Below are 21,635 nucleotides of genomic sequence, written 5' to 3'. Positions count from 1 at the left end.
TTGCTAGTCGAGAGAGTGTACAATTTTGGTAGAATTGTCCGTATCAGGTGGGGTTATATATGAATCTGATGACTGCGGTAATACTGGTTGTCGTGGGTATCATCATTATTGCAGGTCTTGCGGCTTATGCTTATACGTTGCGCAGCGAGGTGAAACGCCGAGAAGCGTTTCGTACAGAAGAGGAGCAACGAGCTCAGCAAAATAGTTTAGAAAACCTTGACTATATCGTAGGAGCACTCTTGCAGGAGCAGGTGAACATCACAGAGGCAAGTTGGCGCTGCAAGGTGTTGCTTGAAATTATTGATCCTTCCTTAGCCGAACGCGAAGAGTTTAAGGCATTTGCAGTACTCTATGATCGCACGCGTCACCTTAAAACACATTCTGAACGTAACCAGCTTACACCGCGCGAGCGGATGCGAGAGGATAAAGAACGCATGACCGTGGAGGATGAGATGCGCGGAGATGTGATGGCTGCTGCTAAAGAAGTGTCGGCCTGGCGAGCTAAGGGCAAAAGTGCTCTCCATTAAACAAACAGCTACGATAATAGGGTAAACTATAACTTGCGCTATGTGCTGTGCATATGATGTGATGCTAACCATAACGTTTCTGCTATGCTGTCCTACATGGGGGACATAAAAAAAGCAAACAGCTTTTCCATTGCCAAAAAAACGTAATTTTTGTCCCACGTTGATCGACGCAATGCATTGAAAATGATTCTCAGCTGAGGCGGCATTGGAAGGAAGCGGCCTATATTTTCGCTTTCCATTTTTGTATCAAGAAGGAGTCTTGCATGAAAACATCAACAACTGGCCTGCTTATTGGGTCTGCTTTAGCTGTAGGCCTTTCAGGTTGTGCTAGCTCAGCTTCCCAATCAACAGGACAATCGGCTAATGCAGATGGGGATCGTAGCTGGTATCAGCATCCTACCGTCTGTGGCCTAGCAGGTAGTGTTATTGGGGGCGGCCTAGGTTACGCCACTAGCAGCGAGTCGGACGAAGACACTGGCGCTGCTGTCGGCGCAACGGCAGGTGCCACCATCGCCGCCCTATTATGTGCTGATGACTCACCGAAAGCTGAACCACAGTGCCCGAGCTATGGCGAAGTGCCTGCGGGTGTAGCAGTTGATGCTGAAGGTTGCCCGCTGGATTCAGACGCCGATGGCGTGCCGGATTACCGTGATCAGTGTCCAGGAACGCCTGCAGGGGTCGCAGTGGATGCTAAAGGCTGCCCGCTAGACTCAGATGCTGATGGCGTGCCGGATTATCGCGATCAGTGCCCTAATACGCCCGCTGGTGTTGAAGTGAACGCACTGGGTTGCCCAGAAAGCTTGGTACTTGACGGTGTTAATTTTGAATTTGACTCTGCTCGGCTGACACCTGAAGCACGTCAAGAGCTAAATACTGTCGCAGAGCGCCTTGCCAACAATTCTGGGGTTCGCGTTAGCATCGAAGGTCACACTGACTCGGTTGGTAGTGCGGCTTATAATAAAGAGCTGTCGCAGCAGCGGGCAGAGTCTGTTGCTAGCTACCTACAGCAGAACGGTGTTCAAGCTGACCGCATGAGGGCAATTGGATATGGTGAAGAGCGTCCGGTAGCCACCAACGATACTGATGTAGGCCGTGCTGAAAACCGTCGTGTAGAACTGGATGAGTGGAACTAAGCTCACTCTATCCAGCTGACGAAATACTTAGCTGTTCAGGCGCGGAAGGGGAAACCCTTCCGCGCCTTCTTTATACTGCCTGCAACTTTTGCTAGGCTCGTTGCCAGCGCGCAGTAGCGCTTTTTCTTTTCCACTTGCCTCACCTCGATGACCATTGATAGCGATATGTGACCCTTGGTGTGGGTCACCACTGCGCTCAAGGAAATAACCAAATGCCTACAGTAACACTGCCGGATGGCAGCCAACGTGAGTTCACAGAGTCGTTAAGCATCATGCAGCTGGCAGAGTCTATTGGCCCTGGTTTGGCCAAGGCATGTGTCGCTGGCAAAATTAATGGTGAATTGGTTGATGCTGCTGACAGTATTGAAAGCGATGCGGATGTGGCGATTATTACGGCTCGAGACCCTGAAGGGTTAGACATCATCCGGCACTCTTGTGCACATCTGATCGGCCATGCAGTGAAGCAGCTTTACCCGGATGCTAAAATGGCAATTGGTCCGGTGATTGACGACGGCTTTTACTACGACATTGAGTTTGGTTGCTCCGTCACGCCAGAAGATTTAGAAATGATCGAAGCGCGGATGAAGTTGCTAGTCGATCGTGAATATGATGTGGTCCGTGAGTACGTGGACCGGGATAAAGCGATGCTTACCTTTTTGCATCGTGACGAGCCGTATAAGCAAGAGATTGTGCGGGATATCCCAGAAGGCGCCATGATCCGTTTGTATCACCACGAAGAATATACGGACATGTGTCGTGGTCCCCATGTGCCCAATACGCGTCACTTAAAAGCCTTCAAGTTGACCAAGCTGGCCGGTGCATATTGGCGAGGTGATGCTGATAACACCATGCTGACGCGTATTTACGGTACTGCGTGGGGAGATAAAAAGCAGTTAAAAGCATACCTTAAGCGCTTAGAAGAAGCCGAAAAGCGCGATCACCGTAAGCTTGCGCGTAAAATGGATCTTTTCCACCTCCAGGAAGAGGCGCCGGGGATGGTGTTTTGGCATCCCAATGGTTGGACCATGTATCAAGCGCTTGAAGACTACATGCGTAAGATACAGCGCGAACACGGTTACCAAGAGATTAAAACGCCACAAGTGGTTGATCTCTCGCTGTGGAAAAAATCTGGGCACTGGGGGCACTACAGTGAATTAATGTTCACTACAGAGTCCGAGAAGCGCGAGTATGCGGTGAAACCCATGAATTGTCCTTGCCACGTGCAGGTGTTCAATCAAGGGTTAAAGAGCTATCGGGATTTGCCTTTGCGTCTTGCCGAGTTTGGTAGCTGTCACCGAAATGAGCCGTCAGGCTCGCTGCACGGACTAATGCGTGTTCGTGGGTTTACGCAAGATGATGCGCATATTTTCTGTACCGAGAGCCAGATCCAAGCAGAAGCAGAGGCCTTTATCGCGTTGACGCTAGAGGTTTACAAGACGCTAGGTTTCGAAGAGGTCGAACTCAAACTCTCAACACGGCCTGCAGATTTTCTCGGTGAAGCTGAACTTTGGGACCAAGCAGAACAAGGTTTGGAAGCTGCGCTTAACGCCACAGGGCTTGATTGGGAGCTGCAGCCCGGTGAAGGAGCATTTTATGGGCCAAAAATTGAATTTGCCTTGCGAGATTGCCTGAATCGCGTGTGGCAATGTGGTACGCTACAGTTAGATTTTAATCTGCCAGGGCGTTTAGGCGCTCAGTATGTTGACGAAGACGGTGTTAGAAAGACGCCTGTGATGTTGCATAGAGCAATTCTGGGATCTTTTGAGCGTTTTCTAGGGATTCTGATCGAGCATTATGCTGGTGCCATGCCTCTTTGGTTAGCGCCACAGCAAGCGGTGATTATGACTATTACCGATGCACAGCGGGATTATGCCCTAGAGTTAGAGCAGCGTTTGCAAAAAAATGGCTTACGAGTCAAGGCGGACTTGAGGAACGAGAAAATCGGCTTTAAAATCCGTGAGCACACGCTACAGAAGGTTCCCTATCTCCTGGTGGTAGGAGATAAGGAAGTCGAAGCTGACTCAGTTGCTGTGAGAACGCGCAGTGGCGAAAACCTCGGTACCATGACGATTGATGCACTTATCAAGCGCCTAGAGGTTGAAAGAGTAGCCCTGGCGACATCGTCAATTGCCTAAGGAGACGGAGCGATCAAGCGAAGCAATCAGCGCGGGCGTCCACAAGACAAACGCCCACCAATGAACGAGCGAATTACCGAATCCGAAGTGCGCCTTATTGATCAAGATGGCGAGCAGTTGGGTGTTGTATCCACTGCTGACGCTCTTGAACGCGCCCAGGAGGCTGGTTTGGACCTTGTGCAAATATCCAATGCCGATCCGATCGTTTGTAAGATCATGGATTATGGCAAATTTGTCTTTGAGCAGAAAAAGCAGAAAGCAGCTCAAAAGAAAAAGCAGAAGCAAATTCAGGTCAAGGAAGTTAAATTTCGACCTGGTACTGACGAGGGTGACTACCAAGTTAAGTTGAAGAACTTAATTCGGTTCCTTGAAAGTGGTGACAAGGGCAAGGTCACACTGCGCTTCCGGGGTCGTGAGATGGCACACCAAGACATCGGCCGTAAGCTGATGGAACGGATTGCCTCTGACCTGGAAGAGATCGGAACGGTTGAAGCCTTTCCTAAGATGGAAGGCCGCCAGATGATCATGATTCTTGCACCGAAGAAGAAGTGATCCAACGGCTAAGTCAACGGGCCGCGGTACTTGCCGCGGTTGGCCCTGGGTTTTCTAAAAAATATCGAGCGGAGTTATTCTCATGCCGAAAATCAAAAGTAACAGTGGCGCTGCTAAGCGCTTCAAGAAGACGGCTAACGGCTTCAAGCACAAGCAGTCTTTCCGTAGCCACATCCTGACCAAGAAATCGACTAAGCGTAAGCGTCAACTGCGTGGAATGAAACAGATCCACGACGCTGATAAAGCGCTGATCCAGCGTATGCTGCCGAATCTTTAAAATCGGGTTTTCTTTTTTCTGAGAACACACTTTAAGCGTGGTCTCAGTCATTTTTTCAGGAGTGTGTTATGTCTCGTGTTAAACGTGGCGTCGTTGCTCGTCGCCGCCATAAAAAAATCTTAAAGCAAGCTAAAGGTTATTACGGAGCGCGTTCGCGGGTTTTCCGCGTAGCCAAGCAGGCGGTTATCAAGGCAGGTCAGTATGCTTACCGTGACCGTCGCAACCGTAAGCGTCAATTTCGTGCGCTGTGGATTCAGCGTATCAATGCAGGTGCCCGTCAGCACGGTATGTCTTATAGCCGCTTTGTTGGCGGTTTGAAGAAAGCCGGTATTGAAATTGACCGTAAAGTGCTGGCTGACCTCGCCGTCAATGAAAAAGTAGCGTTTGCTGCCATCGTTGAGAAGGCCAAGGCTGCCCAGTAAGGCTGCTTCTGCGCTGACAGGCGCATGATAATAGCCAGGTCATGATATTGTGGCCCATCCAGGGGAAGAGCAGCCGCTCTTCCCCTGTTTTTTTGTTACCTTCAACGTGCCACGCCATCTTTAGGGATGGACACCGCTTAATTCGGAGTGAAACGGATGGATCACCTTCCTACTCTGGTATCTGAGGCTCGCGATGCCATTCAGGCTGCGCAGAGTGTCGCCGCACTAGACGAGTTACGAGTACGCTACTTAGGTAAGAAAGGTGAGGTGACCGCCTTGCTGAAAGGCCTGGGGAAACTGTCTCCAGAAGAACGCCCAGTGGCGGGTGAACGTATTAACCAAGCCAAGCAAATCCTAGCCGACGAAATTGATGCTAAACGCCAGCAGCTCGAAGCGGCGGCGCTGAACGCCCGTTTGGCCGCTGAAAGCATCGATGTGACCTTGCCAGGCCGTGGTCAGGCTAGTGGTGGATTGCATCCTGTGACAAGGACGCTTGAGCGAATAGAGGGGCTGTTCACGCGTATTGGTTATGACGTGGCGGTAGGGCCTGAAATTGAAGACGATTATCACAATTTCGAGGCGTTGAATATTCCTGCCCACCACCCAGCACGTGGTATGGCGGATACTTTTTATTTTGACGCCACCCGCTTGCTACGTACTCACACCTCGCCCGTGCAGGTGCGTACCATGAAAAGTAGTGAACCGCCCATCCGTATCGTCTGCCCGGGGCGGGTTTATCGCAGTGATTCGGATCTGACTCACACGCCTATGTTCCACCAGGTGGAAGGATTATTGGTCGATGAGGGGGTTAGCTTTGCCGATCTAAAAGGCACGATTGAGGGCTTTTTGCAGGCGTTTTTTGAGCGCGACGACTTGTCGGTGCGTTTCCGCCCTTCCTACTTTCCATTCACAGAGCCTTCTGCCGAGGTCGATATTCAATGTGTGATGTGCAGCGGGGCGGGTTGTCGAGTATGTTCCCATAGCGGCTGGATAGAGATAATGGGTTGCGGCATGGTCCATCCAGAAGTTTTCCGCCACTCCGGCATCGATACCGAACGTTTTACCGGTTTTGCATTTGGTATGGGGGCGGAGCGGTTAGCAATGTTGCGGTATGGGGTTAACGACCTGCGTCTCTTTTTTGAAAACGACTTGCGCTTCTTGCGCCAGTTTGCCTAAACCCGCTGCCAAATACAGGAACTTCTATGAAATTTTCTGAACAGTGGCTGCGCGAGTGGGTGTCTCCGCAGCTGGATACGCAAGCCGTTGCTGACCAAATCACTATGGCTGGTCTGGAGGTCGATGCTGTTGAGCCTGTTGCTGCTGCCTTTAATGGCGTGGTAGTGGCTGAAGTGCTTACGAAAGAGCAGCATCCCGATGCGGATAAGCTCAGTGTCTGCACGGTCGATGACGGTTCGGCCGAACCGGTGCAGGTGGTATGTGGCGCACCGAATGTAGCGATCGGCCAAAAAGTGCCTTTTGCGCAAGTCGGTGGTGTTCTCCCCGGTGACTTCAAGATCAAAAAAGCAAAACTTCGCGGCGTTGAATCGCGTGGCATGATTTGCTCTGAATCAGAGCTGGGGCTTGTGGATGACACTTCGCCCGGTATTTTTGTGCTGCCTTTCGCTGCGCCTACCGGTGAGGACTTTCGCGCCTATATGAGGCTTGACGATAGCACCATTGAGGTTGATTTGACGCCTAACCGTGGTGATTGCTTAAGCCTTAAAGGTCTGGCACGTGAAGTAGGGGTGCTTAACCGATTGGCGGTGAGCGGGCCGGTATGTGAAAGCGTCACCGCTGCATTCGATGATACTTTTCCGGTGACCATTGAAGCCCCAGAGCACTGCCCGCGTTATATTGGTCGGTTAATCCGCGGTGTCAATGTTAATGCGACGCCGCCGCTATGGATGGTGGAACGCTTGCGCCGCAGCGGCATTCGCTCGATTGATCCCGTCGTGGATGTCACCAACTACGTGATGTTGGAGTTAGGTCAACCGCTCCATGCCTTTGATCGTGACAATCTGCACGGCGAAGTGGTGGTGCGCTTAGCCAAGGAAGGCGAGAGCATAACGCTGCTGGATGGCCAGGATATCGCGCTGCGTCCAGAGACTTTGCTGATTGCCGACCAGAACGGCCCGTTGGCGATGGCCGGGGTGATGGGGGGTGAAAACTCCGGTGTTAGCGTTAACACTCAGACGATTTTCTTGGAGTCTGCGTTTTTTACCCCCTTAGCCATTGCAGGTCAGGCGCGCTCTTACGGGTTGCATACAGATGCTTCGCACCGTTTTGAACGCGGTGTGGATCCTGATTTAACCGCTGTGGCCATTGAGCGGGCAACTCGTCTGCTGCTGGATATTTGCGGGGGAGACGCGGGGCCGCTAAACGAAGCGAAAAGCGACGCGCACCTGCCCGAAAAGCGTCATATCAATTTTCGAGCAGAACGGCTGCGTAGCGCGTTGAGTAAGTCCCTCCCTCAGCAAGAAGTCTCTGATATTTTACAGCGCCTTGGGCTAAAGGTTGATGTGACGGAGCTGGGCTGGGATGTTGAGGTGCCAAGTTGGCGTTTTGATATTGCCATCGAAGAAGATTTGATTGAAGAAGTTGCGCGGATCCATGGTTACAACAACCTTCCGGTCCGTCGTCCAGCTGCACGCTTGGCGCTTCGTGCCAACGATGAAGCGCGTGTTACACAATCTCAGCTGCGTCATCAAATGGTAGCGCGTGGTTATCAGGAAGCGGTGACGTACAGTTTTGTCGCCCCGGAATTGCAGGCTTCTTTGCTGCCTGAGGCGGTGTCGCCAATACTTGCTAATCCCATCTCGGCTGACCTGTCTGTGATGCGAGCAAGCTTGTTTCCTGGCCTGGTGCGTGCGCTGCAGCACAATCTTAATCGTCAACAGACGCGGGTGCGTCTATTTGAAACTGGGCTGGTGTTTAATGGCCACCTTGATAGCCTAAGTCAAACACCGATGCTCGGCGCTATTGCATGTGGCACCCGCTACCCAGAGGGTTGGGCCGGAGGGCGTGATGAAATTGATTTCTATGATCTTAAAGGTGATTTAGAAAGTTTAGTGGTGCTAGGGGGGAATTCACAAGCATGGCGTTTTGAGCCGACAGATCACCCTTCTCTGCACCCAGGGCAGTGCGCCAAAGTAATGCACAATGATCGTGAAGTTGGCTGGATTGGTACCTTACACCCGCGAATTCGTGCGAGATTAGGACTTAAAGTCGATGCGTTAATGTTTGAAGTCCGCCTTGATGCATTAAGCGAGGGGGCAATTCCTTCTTTCGAGCCGCTTTCGCGCCAACCGGAAGTTCGCCGAGATCTTGCTTTTATTGTCAAGGAAACGGTGCCTGTGCAAGCGTTGCTTGACGTGGCGACACAGCAAGCGGGTGAGCACATCAAGCAGGTGAAGCTATTTGATGTTTACGCCGGTAAAGGTGTGGCCGAAGGGCATAAGAGTATTGCATTGGGCTTGACCTGGCAGCATCCATCGCGCACGCTAAATGATGATGAAATCAATCAGTTGGTGAGTGCTATTGTGTCGCAGGTGCGCAGTGAGTTTAGTGCAGAGTTGCGTAGTTAGGCATCATCAGCTAAGGCTGTTAATGAAATAAGTGCGGTGCCTTCTTTCCTGGGCCGAGCATTTGCTAAAAGGAGAAGCCTTATGGGTGCGTTGACCAAAGCGGAGCTCGCGGAGCATTTACACGCCGAGCTATCTCTCTCAAAGCGAGAAGCGAAAGCCATGGTTGAAGCTTTCTTTGATGAGATTCGCGCCTGCCTGCGTGAAAACGAGCAGGTGAAATTATCAGGTTTTGGCAACTTTGACCTGCGTGATAAACGCGAGCGCCCAGGGCGTAACCCTAAAACCGGCGAGGAAATTCCGATTTCTGCTCGTCGGGTGGTGACCTTCCGGCCAGGGCAGAAGCTCAAGCAGCAGGTCGAGCATTATAGCGATTGACTAGGCTTTACAGTAAGGCCAACGTTGACGAGCGCCAAGATCGATAGAAAGTGCTTTTAGGGAGTGTCTCAGTGGCACTCCTTTTTTGGTTGCGTTCTTTTGCTACTGCATTGCGTGGTTATACGCCGGTGTTGCTTTCTATTAGCCAAGTAATGACAACTTTAAGGACATATCCTAGCATGCCAGCGCCTAGTACAATGAAAAGCATAAAAGTGCCAAAGCGGCCAGCTTTCGACTTTTTGGCCAAGTCCCAGATAATAAAGCACATAAACAAGATTAAACCACCGATCATGATCGGTGTTATCCACGTTTCAAACGTTTGTTGCATGCGTTTTCCCTGTAATGGTGCTGGTTGAAGGCGTGCGTCGTTTCGCAAGGTCGTGTTAATATTTGACCAAATTAATCGGGTATTTGTCGACTTCTTAGTTGGCTGTGTGACACTTTGACAGGGGGGTAACGATGCCAAAAGTCAATATTTTGGTAGGTACTATGTACGGCGGTGCTTTAGATGTGGCTGAACAAGTAAAGCCGCAGTTTGAAGAGGTAGGTTATGATGTCGAGATTATTGAGCAGCCCACACTAAATGATCTTACCCAGTCGGCAGAAAGCTTGACACTCTTTTGTGTTTCGACGACCGGCAGCGGTGATTTTCCTGGAAATTTCGTCAATTTTAGCCGGCAGTTAACGGAGCAAAGCCCATCCCTTACTGCATTGCGTTATGGTTTGATTGCGCTCGGTGATAGTTCCTATGGTGAGACTTTCTGTGGTGCAGGGCGAGCGCTCGACACTTTGCTAGAAGACCATGGCGCAGTGCGTTTAGGTGAACGGCTAGAAATTGATGCCATGGAGACGTTTATGGCAGATGACGCAGCGGTGCCTTGGGTCGAAGAGTGGATAGAAGCGCAAAAGCTAAAGGTGGCTTAAGCATGACCCCAATGTTGACGCCTGAGCGCATGAGTGTGGTACTTGGGCTTTGTATTGTGATGTTAGCGACCCTACCGCGCTACATAGCCGGCGGGCATGAAACTCACCAGTCGCTTTTGCTAATGGCGATCATTGCCGTATTGGCTTTTGTGGTCATTCAATGGCGCTTATTAACCTCTAAAGCGCGTCAGCGTTTACCGATACTGCTTCGCAAGCTCATGCTTTGGCTGCTTGTGGGGACAGCCGTTATGACGTTATGGCACAGTTTGTTGAGTGATTGGTTTAGCTGGGAATTGTTACTGTCTCATGGGGCGACGTTAGGGCTTTTAATGCACGCACTGAATCTGTGGCGTAGCGAAAAAAGCTAGGGCGTTATTCTAACGCTTCAAGCCCGTTAAAAGTAAGAGCACGGGGGCACAGGTAACCCGTTTGGCTCGCTTTTACGCCTGGCTCAGTTGGCTCGTGAGGCCCATACTGAAGGTATCGGCTTCCACGGGGTAGCCGGTATAAAAGCCTTGTATTGTATCGATAGCATAGTTGCCCAGCATTGCCCATTGCTCCTCGCTTTCAACACCTTCGGCAATCACCGTAAGCCCTAACTCCTGCGCCATGCTAGCAATCGCGGCAATGATAGGTCGGCTGCTTTGGTTTGGGTCGTCAAGGGCTTCGATAAAACTGCGGTCGATTTTCAAACTGTGGGCAGGGATATGTTGCAAGTAGCTAAGTGATGAGTAGCCAGTACCAAAGTCATCTAGTGCGATACGACAGCCTAACTCGCTTAAGTGGGTCAGGATTTCGATGCCTTGCGCTTGCTTATTGAGCAGTAGGCTTTCGGTGAGTTCAAAGGTAATCAGCTCAGGGCAGATGCTGGCATCCGCGAGTTTTCTTTCCACGTGTTGAACAAAGCCGCTTTGCCAGAATTGCGCTGCGGATAAGTTGATGGCGATTGGCACTATCTCTAAGCCTTGCTGCTGCCACCTGAGTATATCGCTAATGACATTGTCGAGGACGCGCTCGCCCAGCGACAAGATTAACCCCGACCGTTCTGCTAAAGGGATAAACTCCCCGGGGGGGATTACACCACGGGTCGGGTGCTGCCAACGGACGAGTGCCTCCGCGCTAACGGTCAGCCCTGTCTCACGGCTCACAAGCGGCTGATATACCATGAAAAGACCGTCGCCCGTATCGAGCATGGTGCGCAACTCGGTTTCAAGCGTAAGGTGGTTCTGCACGGCGAGGTCCATTTCGCTTCGGTAGAGGCGATAGGTATTTCGACCCTCTTTTTTGGCGCGATACATGGCGGCATCGGCATTTTGAATCAGTGTTTCTGAATCATCGCCATCATCAGGGTAGAGGCTCACCCCTAAGCTGCACCCAATACGGAACGTATGGGTGTTAATACAATAGGGAGCACTGACGGTATCGATTAAGCGCTGAGCGATGCGGGTCGCTTCAGAAAAATCGCCAATACCGGGCAATAGAGCAATAAACTCATCGCCTCCCAAGCGCGCAAGCGTGTCGTCCTCACGCAGCTTTTCTTGCATTCGTTCAGACGCTTGTAGCAGCAGTTCATCGCCAACGGCATGGCCTAGGGTGTCATTGACTTGTTTGAAATGGTCAAGATCGATGAAAATAACGGCTAACGGCTCGTCTGAGCGGTGGGCGTGACGAATCGCCAGGGTAATGCGGTCTTCAAGTAGACGGCGGTTGGGAAGTCGCGTCAAAACATCGTAATAGGCAAGGTGGCGAATTTGCTGTTCGTTTTCACGAATATGAGTGATGTCGGTAAACAGCCCTGCGTAATGCTGTGTTTCACCGTCATCATTAGTAATAGCGGTAATAGTCAGTAGCTCAAGGTAGAGCTCGCCCGTTTTCTTGCGATTCCACACTTCCCCGCGCCAATAGCCGTGTGCTTTAAGAGTGTCCCACATCTGTTGGTAGAAGGCATCGTCTTGGCGTCCGGAGGAAAGTATGCGAGGCGTTTTGCCCACAACATCCTCTAGCGCATACCCCGTCATGTGCGTGAACGCAGGGTTGATAAACTCAATACGTGTTGCGGGATCGGTGATGATAATGCCCTCAAGCGAGGAGTCGATCACTCGCTCGGCCAGCTGCAGATGCTGTCGTGATGTGGCCAGTGCGGAATCACGCTGCTCGAGTGCTTGACGCAAATCCTGAAGGTACAGATGCTCAGCGCCTGCCAGCATGTCACGAAATCCGAGCAAGCCACTGACATTGCCTTGTGGATCGAGAACTGCGAGATGGCGAATACGGTGGTCAATTAGAAGGTCACGGGCATGGATTAGCGCTGCTTTTTCATCAATGGTGAGCAGGGGTTGGCTGGCGAGTTCCGCAATCGGCGTGTTGCCAGGATGGCGGGCAATAAAGCGTACTAAGTCGCGCTCGGTTAAAATGCCCAACACATTATCGAGTAAGACAACGGCCGCATCGTGCTCTTGGAGATGCATTTCATGCGCTGCTGTCGCGAGCAGCATGTCGCCCGGAAGCACGAGTGGTGCCGGGCGCATGGCAGCGTGTACTTCGCGTAGGCGCAAGTAAGGCTCTAGGCCTTGGTTTAGGGCAATGTCGGTTTGCGATAAAATGCCGACTGGTATGTCGTCGGTGTCGATGACCAGTAAGTGGCGTCGCCCAAGTGCCTGAATCTGTAGTGCTGCTTCACCGAGGGGTAAGTGAGCATAAATGCTGGCAACTGGCTGGCTCATACGTTGGGAGATAGGCTGGCGAACGGCATCGAAATCGCCAAAGTCGATATTCAGTGCATCGTGTTCTGTCCAAATGCCCACAGCACGCTCATTCTCCATCACAAGAATTGAGCTACAATGGCGCTCCGCCATGCGCCTTGCAGCCTCGCAAAGAGGCGTATCAGGTGCGCACTGTAAAATACCGGTTTGCATGACGCGTGAAATAGGTAAATTTTGACTCATAAGAAACGACAACACGTGGCACTAGATGATGGATATAGTGTGTCAGATTAACACGTTGGTGCTAGCTGCAAAGCAGTTAACATTATTAAGGTTTGAGAAAGTGAGTACGAAAGGGTGAGAAAGGCCCTAGGCAACACGGTAAACCCCTTGTAATTACCTATGCTGGCCCCATGTAGCGTGCATGGCGCTTGCCACCGTGCGTCAGGGTTCTTAAAATCGACCCTTGAACATAATTTTGTAACTAACATAACGCTCAGCCGCTAGAGGACAATTCATGCAAGTTTCCGTCGAGACGACCTCCCCAATCGAACGCCGCCTCACCATCCAAGTGCCGGCCGCTGAAATCGATGAGGCCGTCAGCACTCGCTTGAAAGAAACCGCGAAGAACGTTCGCTTGAACGGTTTCCGCAAAGGCCGGGTGCCAATGGCTGTGGTTCAACAGCGCTATGGTCAAGATGTCCGCAACGATGTTGTGGGCGAGTCGATGCGTGAACACTACGTACGTGCTATTACCGATGAAGAGCTGAACCCGGCAGGTTACCCACAGATTGAAGCCACAGTGAATGAAGCAGGCAAAGATCTGGAATTCGTTGCGAAGATGGAGGTGTACCCGCAAGTCGAGCTTACCTCTATCGAAGGTACTGACGTTGAGCGCCCAGTCGTTGAAGTGACTGACGTCGATGTTGACGAAATGATTGAAACCCTACGCAAGCAAAACGCCGATTGGGAAGAAGTTGAGCGTCCCGCAGAAGAAGGGGATCAGGTCAAAATTGATTTCCAGGGTTACTTAGGCGACGAGGCGTTTGAAGGCGGCAGTGCGGAAGACCACTCGTTAGTGCTGGGTTCCAATAGCTTTATCCCAGGTTTTGAAGAGCAGCTTATTGGCGCCAAAGCCGGTGATGAGAAGACGGTTAATGTTACCTTCCCGGAAGAGTACCAAGCAGAACATTTGGCTGGTAAAGATGCCGTGTTCAACGTCAAGGTACACAGCGTAAGTGGCCAGAAGCTCCCGGATGTTGACGCGGCCTTCATTGAGCGCTTTGGTGTTGAAGACGGCGACGAAGAGAAATTCCGTGCCGAAATCAAAAAGAACATGAGTCGTGAGGCAGAACAAGCGGTAGATAATCGTGTCAAGCAACAGGTGCTTGATGCGCTGAAAAAGTCCAATGAGATTCCGGTGCCTAGCGCGCTCGTTCAGCAAGAAACTGATGGTATGAAGCGTCAAGCCGCCCAGCAGTTCGGCCTCGGTGAAGACTTCGATGTGAGTCAGCTTCCTGATGAGCTGTTTGCTGAACAAGCGAAAGGCCGTGTACAGGTCGGTTTGTTGCTAGCTGAAGTGATCAAAGCAAATGAGCTAAACGCCACTGATGATGAAATTAAGGCCAAAGTTGAAGAGCTAGCTGAGCAGTACCAAGATCCTCAGCAAGTCGTTGAATATTATATGAGTAACGACGAGCTTAAAACGCAAGTGAAGTCGGCAATTTTGGAAGAGAAAGCGGTCGATAAGTTGCTTGAACAAGCGAACGTAAACGACGTGGAAATGTCTTACCAACAGGTATTGGCAGCGGCAAAGCAGGCTGAGCAAGGTGAGGGCGAAGATGAGGATGAGCAGGCAAGTGCCTGATTGCCTCCCGTTCTGATTGCCCTGTTTTAATCACCTTTAGTATAGGTGTGCTGCTTAGCGGCGCACCTCTCCCCATCGGAGGCAAGGAATCACTGATGAGTGAATTTGATATTCAAAACGCCGGCGGTTTGGTGCCCATGGTGGTTGAGCAAAGCGCCAAAGGGGAAAGAGCCTACGATATTTACTCGCGGCTTTTAAAAGAGCGCGTCATCTTTTTGGTTGGCCCTGTAGAAGATTACATGGCTAACTTGGTGGTTGCTCAGCTGCTCTTCCTTGAGTCTGAAAACCCGGATAAAGATATTCATCTCTATATTAATTCCCCGGGAGGTTCCGTTACATCGGGTATGTCAATTTACGATACGATGCAGTTCGTAAAACCGGATATATCGACCGTGTGTATCGGTCAAGCGGCAAGCATGGGGGCTCTCTTGCTTGCTGGTGGTGCAGCAGAAAAACGTTTCTGCTTGCCCAATTCACGGATGATGATTCACCAGCCGCTAGGCGGCTATCAGGGTCAAGCCTCTGATATTGAAATTCATACTCGTGAAATTTTGGGCATTCGTGATCGTTTGAACCAAATCCTGGCGCACCATACCGGTCAGGATATTGAGAAAGTTTCACAAGATACTGATCGTGATAACTTTATGAACGCTGACCAAGCAAAAGAGTATGGCTTGGTTGACGCGGTGCTGGATAAGCGGCCCACATCCTGATAGCGTGATGGATATGCGCTTTATAGGTTAGGTCTGCGCTTTTTAAACGAGCTTTCCGGCGGCGTAACTGCCGCCGCAGTGACAGAGGTACGCGAATGGCCGACGGCAAAGGCAAAGACGAAGGGGGCAAACTGCTTTATTGCTCGTTTTGTGGTAAAAACCAAAACGAAGTACGTAAGCTGATTGCTGGCCCGTCCGTTTATATCTGCGATGAGTGTGTCGATCTGTGTAATGACATCATTCGCGAGGAAGTTCTCGAAGCCGATGCCGAGAGCGATGAGGAGCGTCTGCCGACGCCTCGTGAGATCCGTTATACCCTCGACGACTACGTCATCGGGCAAGATCGCGCCAAAATGGTGCTATCCGTAGCGGTGTACAATCACTACAAGCGACTAAAGTCTGGCGTTCGCGAAGGCGATGTGGAGCTAGGTAAATCCAACATTTTGCTGATTGGCCCGACAGGTAGCGGTAAGACCCTACTTGCGGAGACCATGGCTCGCCTGTTGAACGTGCCTTTCACGATTGCAGATGCAACCACACTGACTGAAGCCGGTTATGTGGGTGAAGATGTCGAAAACATTATTCAAAAGCTGCTGCAAAAGTGCGAATACGACGTAGAGAAAGCTGAGCGTGGCATTGTCTATATTGACGAAATTGATAAGATTTCACGCAAATCGGACAATCCCTCCATCACGCGCGACGTTTCGGGCGAAGGGGTGCAGCAGGCGCTGCTGAAGCTGATTGAAGGTACGACGGCTTCGGTGCCGCCGCAAGGTGGGCGTAAGCACCCGCAACAAGAATTTGTGCAAGTGCACACGGCGAATATTCTGTTTATTGTTGGTGGTGCTTTCGCGGGTCTGGATAAAGTTATCCGTGATCGCGCTGAGAAAGGCGGTATTGGCTTTAACGCCAACGTCAAGAGCAAAGACTCGTCGCGTGGCGTGGGTGAGCTTTTGGCCGATGTTGAGCCTGAAGATCTGGTCAAGTACGGTTTGATACCCGAGTTCGTCGGTCGTGTGCCAGTGATTGCGACGCTCACCGAGCTAACCGAAGATGCGTTAGTGGAGATTCTTACAGAGCCTAAAAACTCCTTGATTAAACAGTACGTCAAACTGTTTGAGATGGAAGATGTGGCACTTGAGTTTCGTGAAGACGCATTGCGCGCTGTAGCGGTGAAAGCTATGGAGCGCAAGACTGGTGCACGCGGCTTGCGCTCTATTTTGGAGTCCGTATTGCTCGACACCATGTACGAAATTCCTTCACTCGAAGGCGTAAGCCAAGTCATCATTGATGCATCTGTGATTGCTGGCGAAAGCGATCCATTGCTGATTTATTCGCAGCAAGAAGACGCACGGGGTGACGGCACAGATGGTTAAAAGGGGGACGGCGCAGCAGTATTTAGTATAGCGCCTGCCCATCTGCGCCATCATAGGGGTCGCCGCGGCGGCCCCTTACTTTTCTTTGGCGTCATTTTACACTGTGCTAATTGTCTAGCTCATTGGCTCACTCGCCTATCGGATGAATAGCGCGCAAGTTAAGCTCGCGCGTCACGGTTTCATCTTAGTTACTCACCCGAATTCCCGAGGAACGTCTGCGATGCAGCAGAACGCCGAAATGACACAATGTTTCCCACTTTTACCACTGCGGGATGTTGTGGTTTATCCGCAGATGGTTATTCCGCTATTTGTCGGGCGCGAAAAGTCGATTCAAGCCTTAGAAGCCGCAATGGAAGCGGATAAACGCGTCTTGCTGGTCGCTCAGCGCGAAGCCTCTCAGGATGATCCTGATAACGCTGATCTTTACGCCATGGGAACGGTGGCCGAGATCATGCAGTTGCTAAAACTTCCTGATGGCACGGTAAAAGTACTGATTGAAGGTAGCTTCCGTGCGGATGTTGGCCGCATAGAAGAGCACGACGATGGCTATACACAAGCGTATATCGAGCCCCGTGATAGTCAACCGCTGACCGAACGCGAGCAAGAAGCGCTGGTACGGGTGCTGCTGAATCAGTTCGAACAGTACGTCAAACTATCAAAAAAAGTGCCTAATGAGGTGCTTAACTCCCTGTCAGGCATTGAAGACCCGAGCCGCTTGGTGGATACGATTTGCGCGCATTTGTCGTTAAAAATTGGCGACAAACAAGAGTTGTTGGAGATGGATCGCGTTCGCGACCGTATCGAACACCTGATGGCGTTGATTGAGTCCGAGATTGATTTGCTTCAGGTAGAAAAGCGTATCCGTACGCGCGTTAAAGAGCAGATGGAGAAGACGCAACGCGAGTATTACCTCAACGAGCAGATGAAGGCCATCCAGAAAGAAATGGGTGAGCTTGAAGATGTACCCAATGAGGTAGAAAAGTATGAGCTGGCCATTAAAGACTCGGGCATGCCCAAAGAGGCGATGGAGAAAGCCACTCAGGAGCTTAATAAGCTCAAAATGATGTCCGCTAACTCCGCCGAAGCTACGGTGGTGCGCTCTTATTTGGATTGGCTAATCGCGGTGCCATGGAAAAAACGCACACGGGTTAAGCATGACCTCGTCAAAGCGCAGCAAGTTCTCGATGAGGATCACTACGGCCTTGATGAAGTGAAATCCCGCATCCTGGAGTACCTCGCGGTACAAAAACGCGTGCGTAAAATGAAAGGCCCAGTGCTTTGTTTGGTGGGCCCGCCGGGGGTGGGTAAAACCTCGCTAGGGCGCTCGATTGCGCGTGCGACTAACCGCAAGTATGTGCGTTTGGCGCTTGGCGGGGTACGCGATGAGTCAGAAATTCGTGGGCACCGTCGTACGTATATTGGTTCGCTACCCGGTAAGTTGATGCAGCGTATGAGTCGAGCTGGGGTCAAAAATCCGCTTTTCTTGCTCGACGAGGTGGATAAGCTTGGTATGGATCATCGTGGTGATCCGTCATCGGCACTTTTGGAAGTGCTTGATCCCGAGCAAAATAACAGCTTCAGTGACCATTACTTGGAGTTGGATTACGACCTTTCTGAAACGCTATTTATTTGCACGGCCAACTCGATGAATATCCCAGGGCCGCTGCTCGACCGGATGGAAATTATCCGTTTGCCGGGCTACACCGAAGATGAAAAGCTTGCGATTGCTAAGCGTTATTTGCTGCCCAAACAGCGTGAAGCTAACGGCTTGAAAGTCGATGAAATTGACTTAGATGATTCTGCGTTGCTGGAGCTGATTCGCTACTACTCGCGGGAAGCGGGGGTGCGTGAGCTTGAACGTCAAATTGCCAAAGTCGCGCGTAAGGTGCTGCGAGAACGATTGGAGCATGAGCGCGATAATAAGCAAACGCAAGCCGGACAGACGCTCAGTGCTGAACAAATTGAAGCGTATGCAGGTGTTCGCCGGTACAGTTATGGCCTAGCCGATCAAGAAGACCAAGTGGGTCGTGTGACCGGTTTAGCGTGGACATCGGTAGGCGGTGAGCTTCTTAATATCGAATCGGTGGTAACGCCGGGGAAAGGTCGCGTGAACAAGACAGGTTCACTGGGCGATGTAATGAAAGAGTCGGTGAGTGCTGCACATACCGTCGTGCGCGCGCGTGCCGATGCCTACGGTATTGATCCAGAACGCTTTGAAAAGGAAGATTTGCACATTCACGTGCCGGAGGGTGCGACTCCCAAAGACGGGCCCAGTGCCGGCATTGCGATGGTAACGGCCATGGTCTCTGCGTATAGCCGTCGCCCCGTGCGCTGCAACGTGGCGATGACTGGCGAGGTAAATCTTCGCGGAGAAGTGTTGCCTATCGGGGGGCTAAAGGAGAAATTGCTGGCAGCCCGCCGGGGTGGTATAAATACCGTTCTCATACCGGAGGAAAACCGTCGAGACTTAAAAGAAGTGCCAGATAATATTAAGGACGCGTTAGATATTCGTCCGGTGCGTTGGATCGACGATGTATTGGCGGTTGCCTTAGCCGAGCCAGACGACAAAGATACTATCGTGAGTAGCGATAAATCGTTTGTTAATACCGCTGCGGCAAGTACGCATTAAAGTAACCGTGTCTATACGTTTAGCTATTTAATCCATACACTCAACGCCTTGTTGGGCGGGTGTAATGCGGCTTGGTTGCTTGACAGCGATTTCAAGGCGTTGCTATAAAATACAGCTACGTTTTGATCGTCGAGCTAACCGGTGACCATGCCGTTCAGAGCCATTTTTTGAAACAGTCAAGGGGTGAAGTGTGAATAAGTCCGAGCTGATTGAAGCCATTGCCGCGTCTGCTGATATTCCAAAAGCAGCGGCAACCCGCGCATTGGATGCCATGGTGGAGTCTGTCACCGATAGCCTCAAGAAAGGCGAGAGTGTTTCACTGGTAGGTTTTGGTACCTTTTCGATCAAAGAGCGTGCTGCACGTACCGGTCGCAATCCGCAAACCGGTCAGCCGATTGAGATCAAGGCAGCTAAAGTACCCAACTTCAAAGCGGGTAAGGCATTAAAAGACGCAGTTAACTAATCCGAGGTATTAGGGGTAGTTTTTAGGAATCGTCTCATGGGCGCATCGTTAAAGCGATGCGCCCATGTTATTTTTGGCCACTGTGCAATTGAATCGTTTGGCTATTTGAACTGAGGCTAACATGCTGCAAAGTATTCGCGATGGCTCCAGAAGTTGGGGAGCAAAAATCATTATTGGCGTCATGGTGGCCGCAATGGCGCTATTTGGCGCAGAGTCACTGTTTGGCTTGTTTGGTAGCGACCCTGACGAGGTGGCAACGGTTAATGGCGAGCCCATCGTACGCCAAGAGGTAGAGCTTGAAGTACAGCGTGCGATGCGCTCTGGGCAAGTGCCTCCTGAACAAGAACGTGCTTTGCGTAACGAAATGCTGGATCAGCTAATTACGCAACGCCTTTTGACTCAGTACGCAGAAGAGGGCGGTTTCTACGTCTCCGATGATCAGCTAGATCAGCTCATCGTTAATCTGCCTGAATTCCAAGATCAAGAGGGCGTTTTCTCCGCTGAACAGTTTCGTAATCGCTTGGCTAGAGCAGGGTACACACCGCTCTCATTTCGTCAGGAACTGCGCACGGATGTGAAGCGTCGTCAACTTCAGCAAGGGCTTGCATTTAGTGACTTTACGTTGGAAACCGAACAGCAGCGTTTAGCCGAGCTGCAGCGTCAGCAGCGAAGCTTCCGCTACGATGTTTTGACAGCGGAAGACGCTAGCCACATAGACGTGACTCAAGAGGAGCTTGAGCGCTACTACAACGAACATGCCGAGCGTTTCGAGCGGCCTGAGCAGGTGCGCCTTGAATACGTTGTAATTGATCGTGAAGAGATGGCCGCTGACGTCGAGGTGGATGACGCTGAGCTGCGTGAGGCGTGGCGCGAGCAGAATCAGAATGCGGATCGCCGTGTTGCCCACATCATGGTGACCTTCGGTGATGAGCGAACACGTGAGCAAGCGCAAGCGCGTGCCGAAGAGGCATTAGCCGCTCTCGAAAGCGGCGAGAGCTTTGCCGATACGGCAGCGCGCTATTCTGATGATACCGCAAGCGCTGAAGATGGCGGCGACCTGGGTGAGATCAGTCGCGGTTTCTTTGGCGAGGCGTTCGACGAGGCGGCTTTTTCCCTAGGTGAGGGTGAAATCTCCTCGGCGGTCGAGATGGATGACGCTTTCCACATTATCCAAGTCCAAGACATTGATCGTCCAGCGTTTGAAGAGCAGCGTGATAGGTTGCGCCAAGGCGTTGCCATGCGTGAAGTTGACGATGAATTTAATCAACGCGTTCAGCAGCTCATCGACGAGAGTTTTGCCGCAGAAGATCTACAAAGCGTCGCCGGTGACATTGGCCTGACGTTACAAGAGAGCGACTGGCTTGCAAGAGGAGCAGGCGACGGCGTGTTGTCAGAACCCGGAGTCATGGATGCGGCCTTTAGCCAGGACGTTCTTGAAGAGCGCTATAACAGCGAAGTGATTGAGTTAGACAATGATCGCCGCATGGTATTGCGTGTAGCAGAACATCGCGACGCGACTGTGCTGCCTTTAGAGCAGGTGCGTGAACAAGCTGAAGCGGCGGTCAGATCGCGTAAGCAGCAGCAGGCATTGGTGGAAGAGGCCAAAGCTCTGCTCGCTGACCCTGAAGGCGAAACGGTTGACTGGCTTGAGGTAAATAGCATCAGTCGCGAGGCAGATACCACGGTGCCGCGGATGATAGTGCAGGCGGCGTTCCGCATGCCGCATCCTGAAAGCGGGGAGAGCACGTATCGTTATGTCGAGCTACCCGAAGGGGTTGCCATCATTGCTCTGGATAACGTCAGTGATGGTGAAGTCGACGAGCAAGCCGAGCGCTTTGTGGCTCAGATGGCTGAGCAGTTGCGCGCGCAATCCGTGATTCAAGGTCTAATTGATGACTTACGAAGTGATGCTGAAATCGAGCGTCGCTAAAGCGAATCAGACGTGATGTGTTGTAG

General features: G+C 51.4%; 19 protein-coding genes. 17 read left to right on the top strand and 2 right to left on the bottom strand.

Annotation, left to right across the window (positions count from 1 at the left end; all coding sequences use genetic code 11):
* Nucleotides 1–59: 59 nt before the first annotated feature.
* The 9 genes from HZS81_RS08940 to HZS81_RS08900 all read left to right on the top strand — a co-directional run bounded on the left by HZS81_RS08940 (nucleotide 60) and on the right by HZS81_RS08900 (nucleotide 9,005).
* Complete coding sequence (locus HZS81_RS08940; protein ID WP_179930207.1) at nucleotides 60–527, top strand: DUF2489 domain-containing protein; 468 nt, start codon at nucleotides 60–62, stop codon at nucleotides 525–527.
* A gap of 263 nt (nucleotides 528–790) precedes the next feature.
* Nucleotides 791–1,660, top strand: a complete 870-nt coding sequence (locus tag HZS81_RS08935; RefSeq protein ID WP_179930206.1) for an OmpA family protein — start codon at nucleotides 791–793, stop codon at nucleotides 1,658–1,660.
* Between the two features lie 212 nt (nucleotides 1,661–1,872).
* On the top strand, nucleotides 1,873–3,795 hold the full coding sequence (gene thrS, locus HZS81_RS08930; protein WP_179930205.1) for a threonine--tRNA ligase: 1,923 nt from the start codon (nucleotides 1,873–1,875) through the stop codon (nucleotides 3,793–3,795).
* Between the two features lie 12 nt (nucleotides 3,796–3,807).
* On the top strand, nucleotides 3,808–4,347 hold the full coding sequence (infC, locus tag HZS81_RS08925) for a translation initiation factor IF-3 (RefSeq protein WP_179930232.1): 540 nt from the start codon (nucleotides 3,808–3,810) through the stop codon (nucleotides 4,345–4,347).
* Nucleotides 4,348–4,429: 82 nt separating this feature from the next.
* Nucleotides 4,430–4,624: a 50S ribosomal protein L35 gene (gene rpmI, locus HZS81_RS08920; RefSeq protein WP_089725334.1), complete on the top strand. Its 195-nt coding sequence runs from the start codon at nucleotides 4,430–4,432 to the stop codon at nucleotides 4,622–4,624.
* Between the two features lie 68 nt (nucleotides 4,625–4,692).
* Complete coding sequence (rplT, locus tag HZS81_RS08915) at nucleotides 4,693–5,046, top strand: 50S ribosomal protein L20 (RefSeq protein WP_179930204.1); 354 nt, start codon at nucleotides 4,693–4,695, stop codon at nucleotides 5,044–5,046.
* 156 nt (nucleotides 5,047–5,202) lie between these two features.
* The gene (pheS, locus tag HZS81_RS08910; RefSeq protein ID WP_179930203.1) at nucleotides 5,203–6,222 is read left to right on the top strand and encodes a phenylalanine--tRNA ligase subunit alpha; all 1,020 of its coding nucleotides are present in this window, start codon (nucleotides 5,203–5,205) and stop codon (nucleotides 6,220–6,222) included.
* A 26-nt stretch (nucleotides 6,223–6,248) separates the two neighbouring features.
* Entirely contained in the window at nucleotides 6,249–8,630 is a 2,382-nt protein-coding gene (pheT, locus tag HZS81_RS08905) for a phenylalanine--tRNA ligase subunit beta (protein WP_179930202.1), read from the top strand.
* 81 nt (nucleotides 8,631–8,711) lie between these two features.
* Nucleotides 8,712–9,005 (top strand): integration host factor subunit alpha, encoded by a 294-nt coding sequence (locus HZS81_RS08900; RefSeq protein WP_179930201.1) that lies wholly within the window; start codon nucleotides 8,712–8,714, stop codon nucleotides 9,003–9,005.
* Between the two features lie 118 nt (nucleotides 9,006–9,123).
* Here the strand turns inward: HZS81_RS08900 and HZS81_RS08895 are convergent, their stop codons facing one another.
* Complete coding sequence (locus tag HZS81_RS08895; protein WP_179930200.1) at nucleotides 9,124–9,333, bottom strand: DUF2788 domain-containing protein; 210 nt, start codon at nucleotides 9,331–9,333, stop codon at nucleotides 9,124–9,126.
* Nucleotides 9,334–9,464: 131 nt separating this feature from the next.
* Between HZS81_RS08895 and HZS81_RS08890 the strand changes: the two genes are divergently transcribed.
* Both HZS81_RS08890 and HZS81_RS08885 read left to right on the top strand, forming a co-directional pair.
* A complete protein-coding gene (locus HZS81_RS08890; protein WP_179930199.1) occupies nucleotides 9,465–9,929 on the top strand; it encodes a flavodoxin in 465 nt (154 codons plus the stop codon).
* Between the two features lie 2 nt (nucleotides 9,930–9,931).
* Complete coding sequence (locus HZS81_RS08885) at nucleotides 9,932–10,297, top strand: hypothetical protein (RefSeq protein WP_179930198.1); 366 nt, start codon at nucleotides 9,932–9,934, stop codon at nucleotides 10,295–10,297.
* 72 nt (nucleotides 10,298–10,369) lie between these two features.
* Here HZS81_RS08885 and HZS81_RS08880 read toward each other — a convergent pair whose 3' ends face one another.
* Nucleotides 10,370–12,844 carry an EAL domain-containing protein gene (locus HZS81_RS08880; RefSeq protein WP_241697439.1) on the bottom strand — a complete coding sequence of 825 codons (2,475 nt, stop codon included), beginning with the start codon at nucleotides 12,842–12,844 and terminating at the stop codon, nucleotides 10,370–10,372.
* 304 nt (nucleotides 12,845–13,148) lie between these two features.
* On the opposite strand from HZS81_RS08880, the gene tig reads away from it, so the two are divergent.
* The 6 genes from tig (at nucleotide 13,149) to HZS81_RS08850 (ending at nucleotide 21,609) form a co-directional block, all read left to right on the top strand.
* Nucleotides 13,149–14,498 (top strand): trigger factor, encoded by a 1,350-nt coding sequence (gene tig / locus HZS81_RS08875; protein WP_179930196.1) that lies wholly within the window; start codon nucleotides 13,149–13,151, stop codon nucleotides 14,496–14,498.
* 95 nt (nucleotides 14,499–14,593) lie between these two features.
* The gene (gene clpP, locus HZS81_RS08870; RefSeq protein WP_179930195.1) at nucleotides 14,594–15,211 is read left to right on the top strand and encodes an ATP-dependent Clp endopeptidase proteolytic subunit ClpP; all 618 of its coding nucleotides are present in this window, start codon (nucleotides 14,594–14,596) and stop codon (nucleotides 15,209–15,211) included.
* A gap of 95 nt (nucleotides 15,212–15,306) precedes the next feature.
* Entirely contained in the window at nucleotides 15,307–16,587 is a 1,281-nt protein-coding gene (gene clpX / locus HZS81_RS08865; protein WP_179930194.1) for an ATP-dependent Clp protease ATP-binding subunit ClpX, read from the top strand.
* 220 nt (nucleotides 16,588–16,807) lie between these two features.
* On the top strand, nucleotides 16,808–19,216 hold the full coding sequence (gene lon, locus HZS81_RS08860) for an endopeptidase La (RefSeq protein ID WP_179930193.1): 2,409 nt from the start codon (nucleotides 16,808–16,810) through the stop codon (nucleotides 19,214–19,216).
* Nucleotides 19,217–19,406: 190 nt separating this feature from the next.
* Nucleotides 19,407–19,679, top strand: a complete 273-nt coding sequence (locus HZS81_RS08855; protein ID WP_179930192.1) for an HU family DNA-binding protein — start codon at nucleotides 19,407–19,409, stop codon at nucleotides 19,677–19,679.
* 121 nt (nucleotides 19,680–19,800) lie between these two features.
* Nucleotides 19,801–21,609: a SurA N-terminal domain-containing protein gene (locus HZS81_RS08850; protein ID WP_179930191.1), complete on the top strand. Its 1,809-nt coding sequence runs from the start codon at nucleotides 19,801–19,803 to the stop codon at nucleotides 21,607–21,609.
* The last annotated feature ends 26 nt before the right edge of the window (nucleotides 21,610–21,635 follow it).

It is taken from the genome of Vreelandella salicampi (assembly GCF_013415105.1).
In the GTDB taxonomy this organism is placed as follows: domain Bacteria; phylum Pseudomonadota; class Gammaproteobacteria; order Pseudomonadales; family Halomonadaceae; genus Vreelandella; species Vreelandella salicampi.
This window is presented reverse-complemented; position numbering and strand designations above follow the sequence as displayed.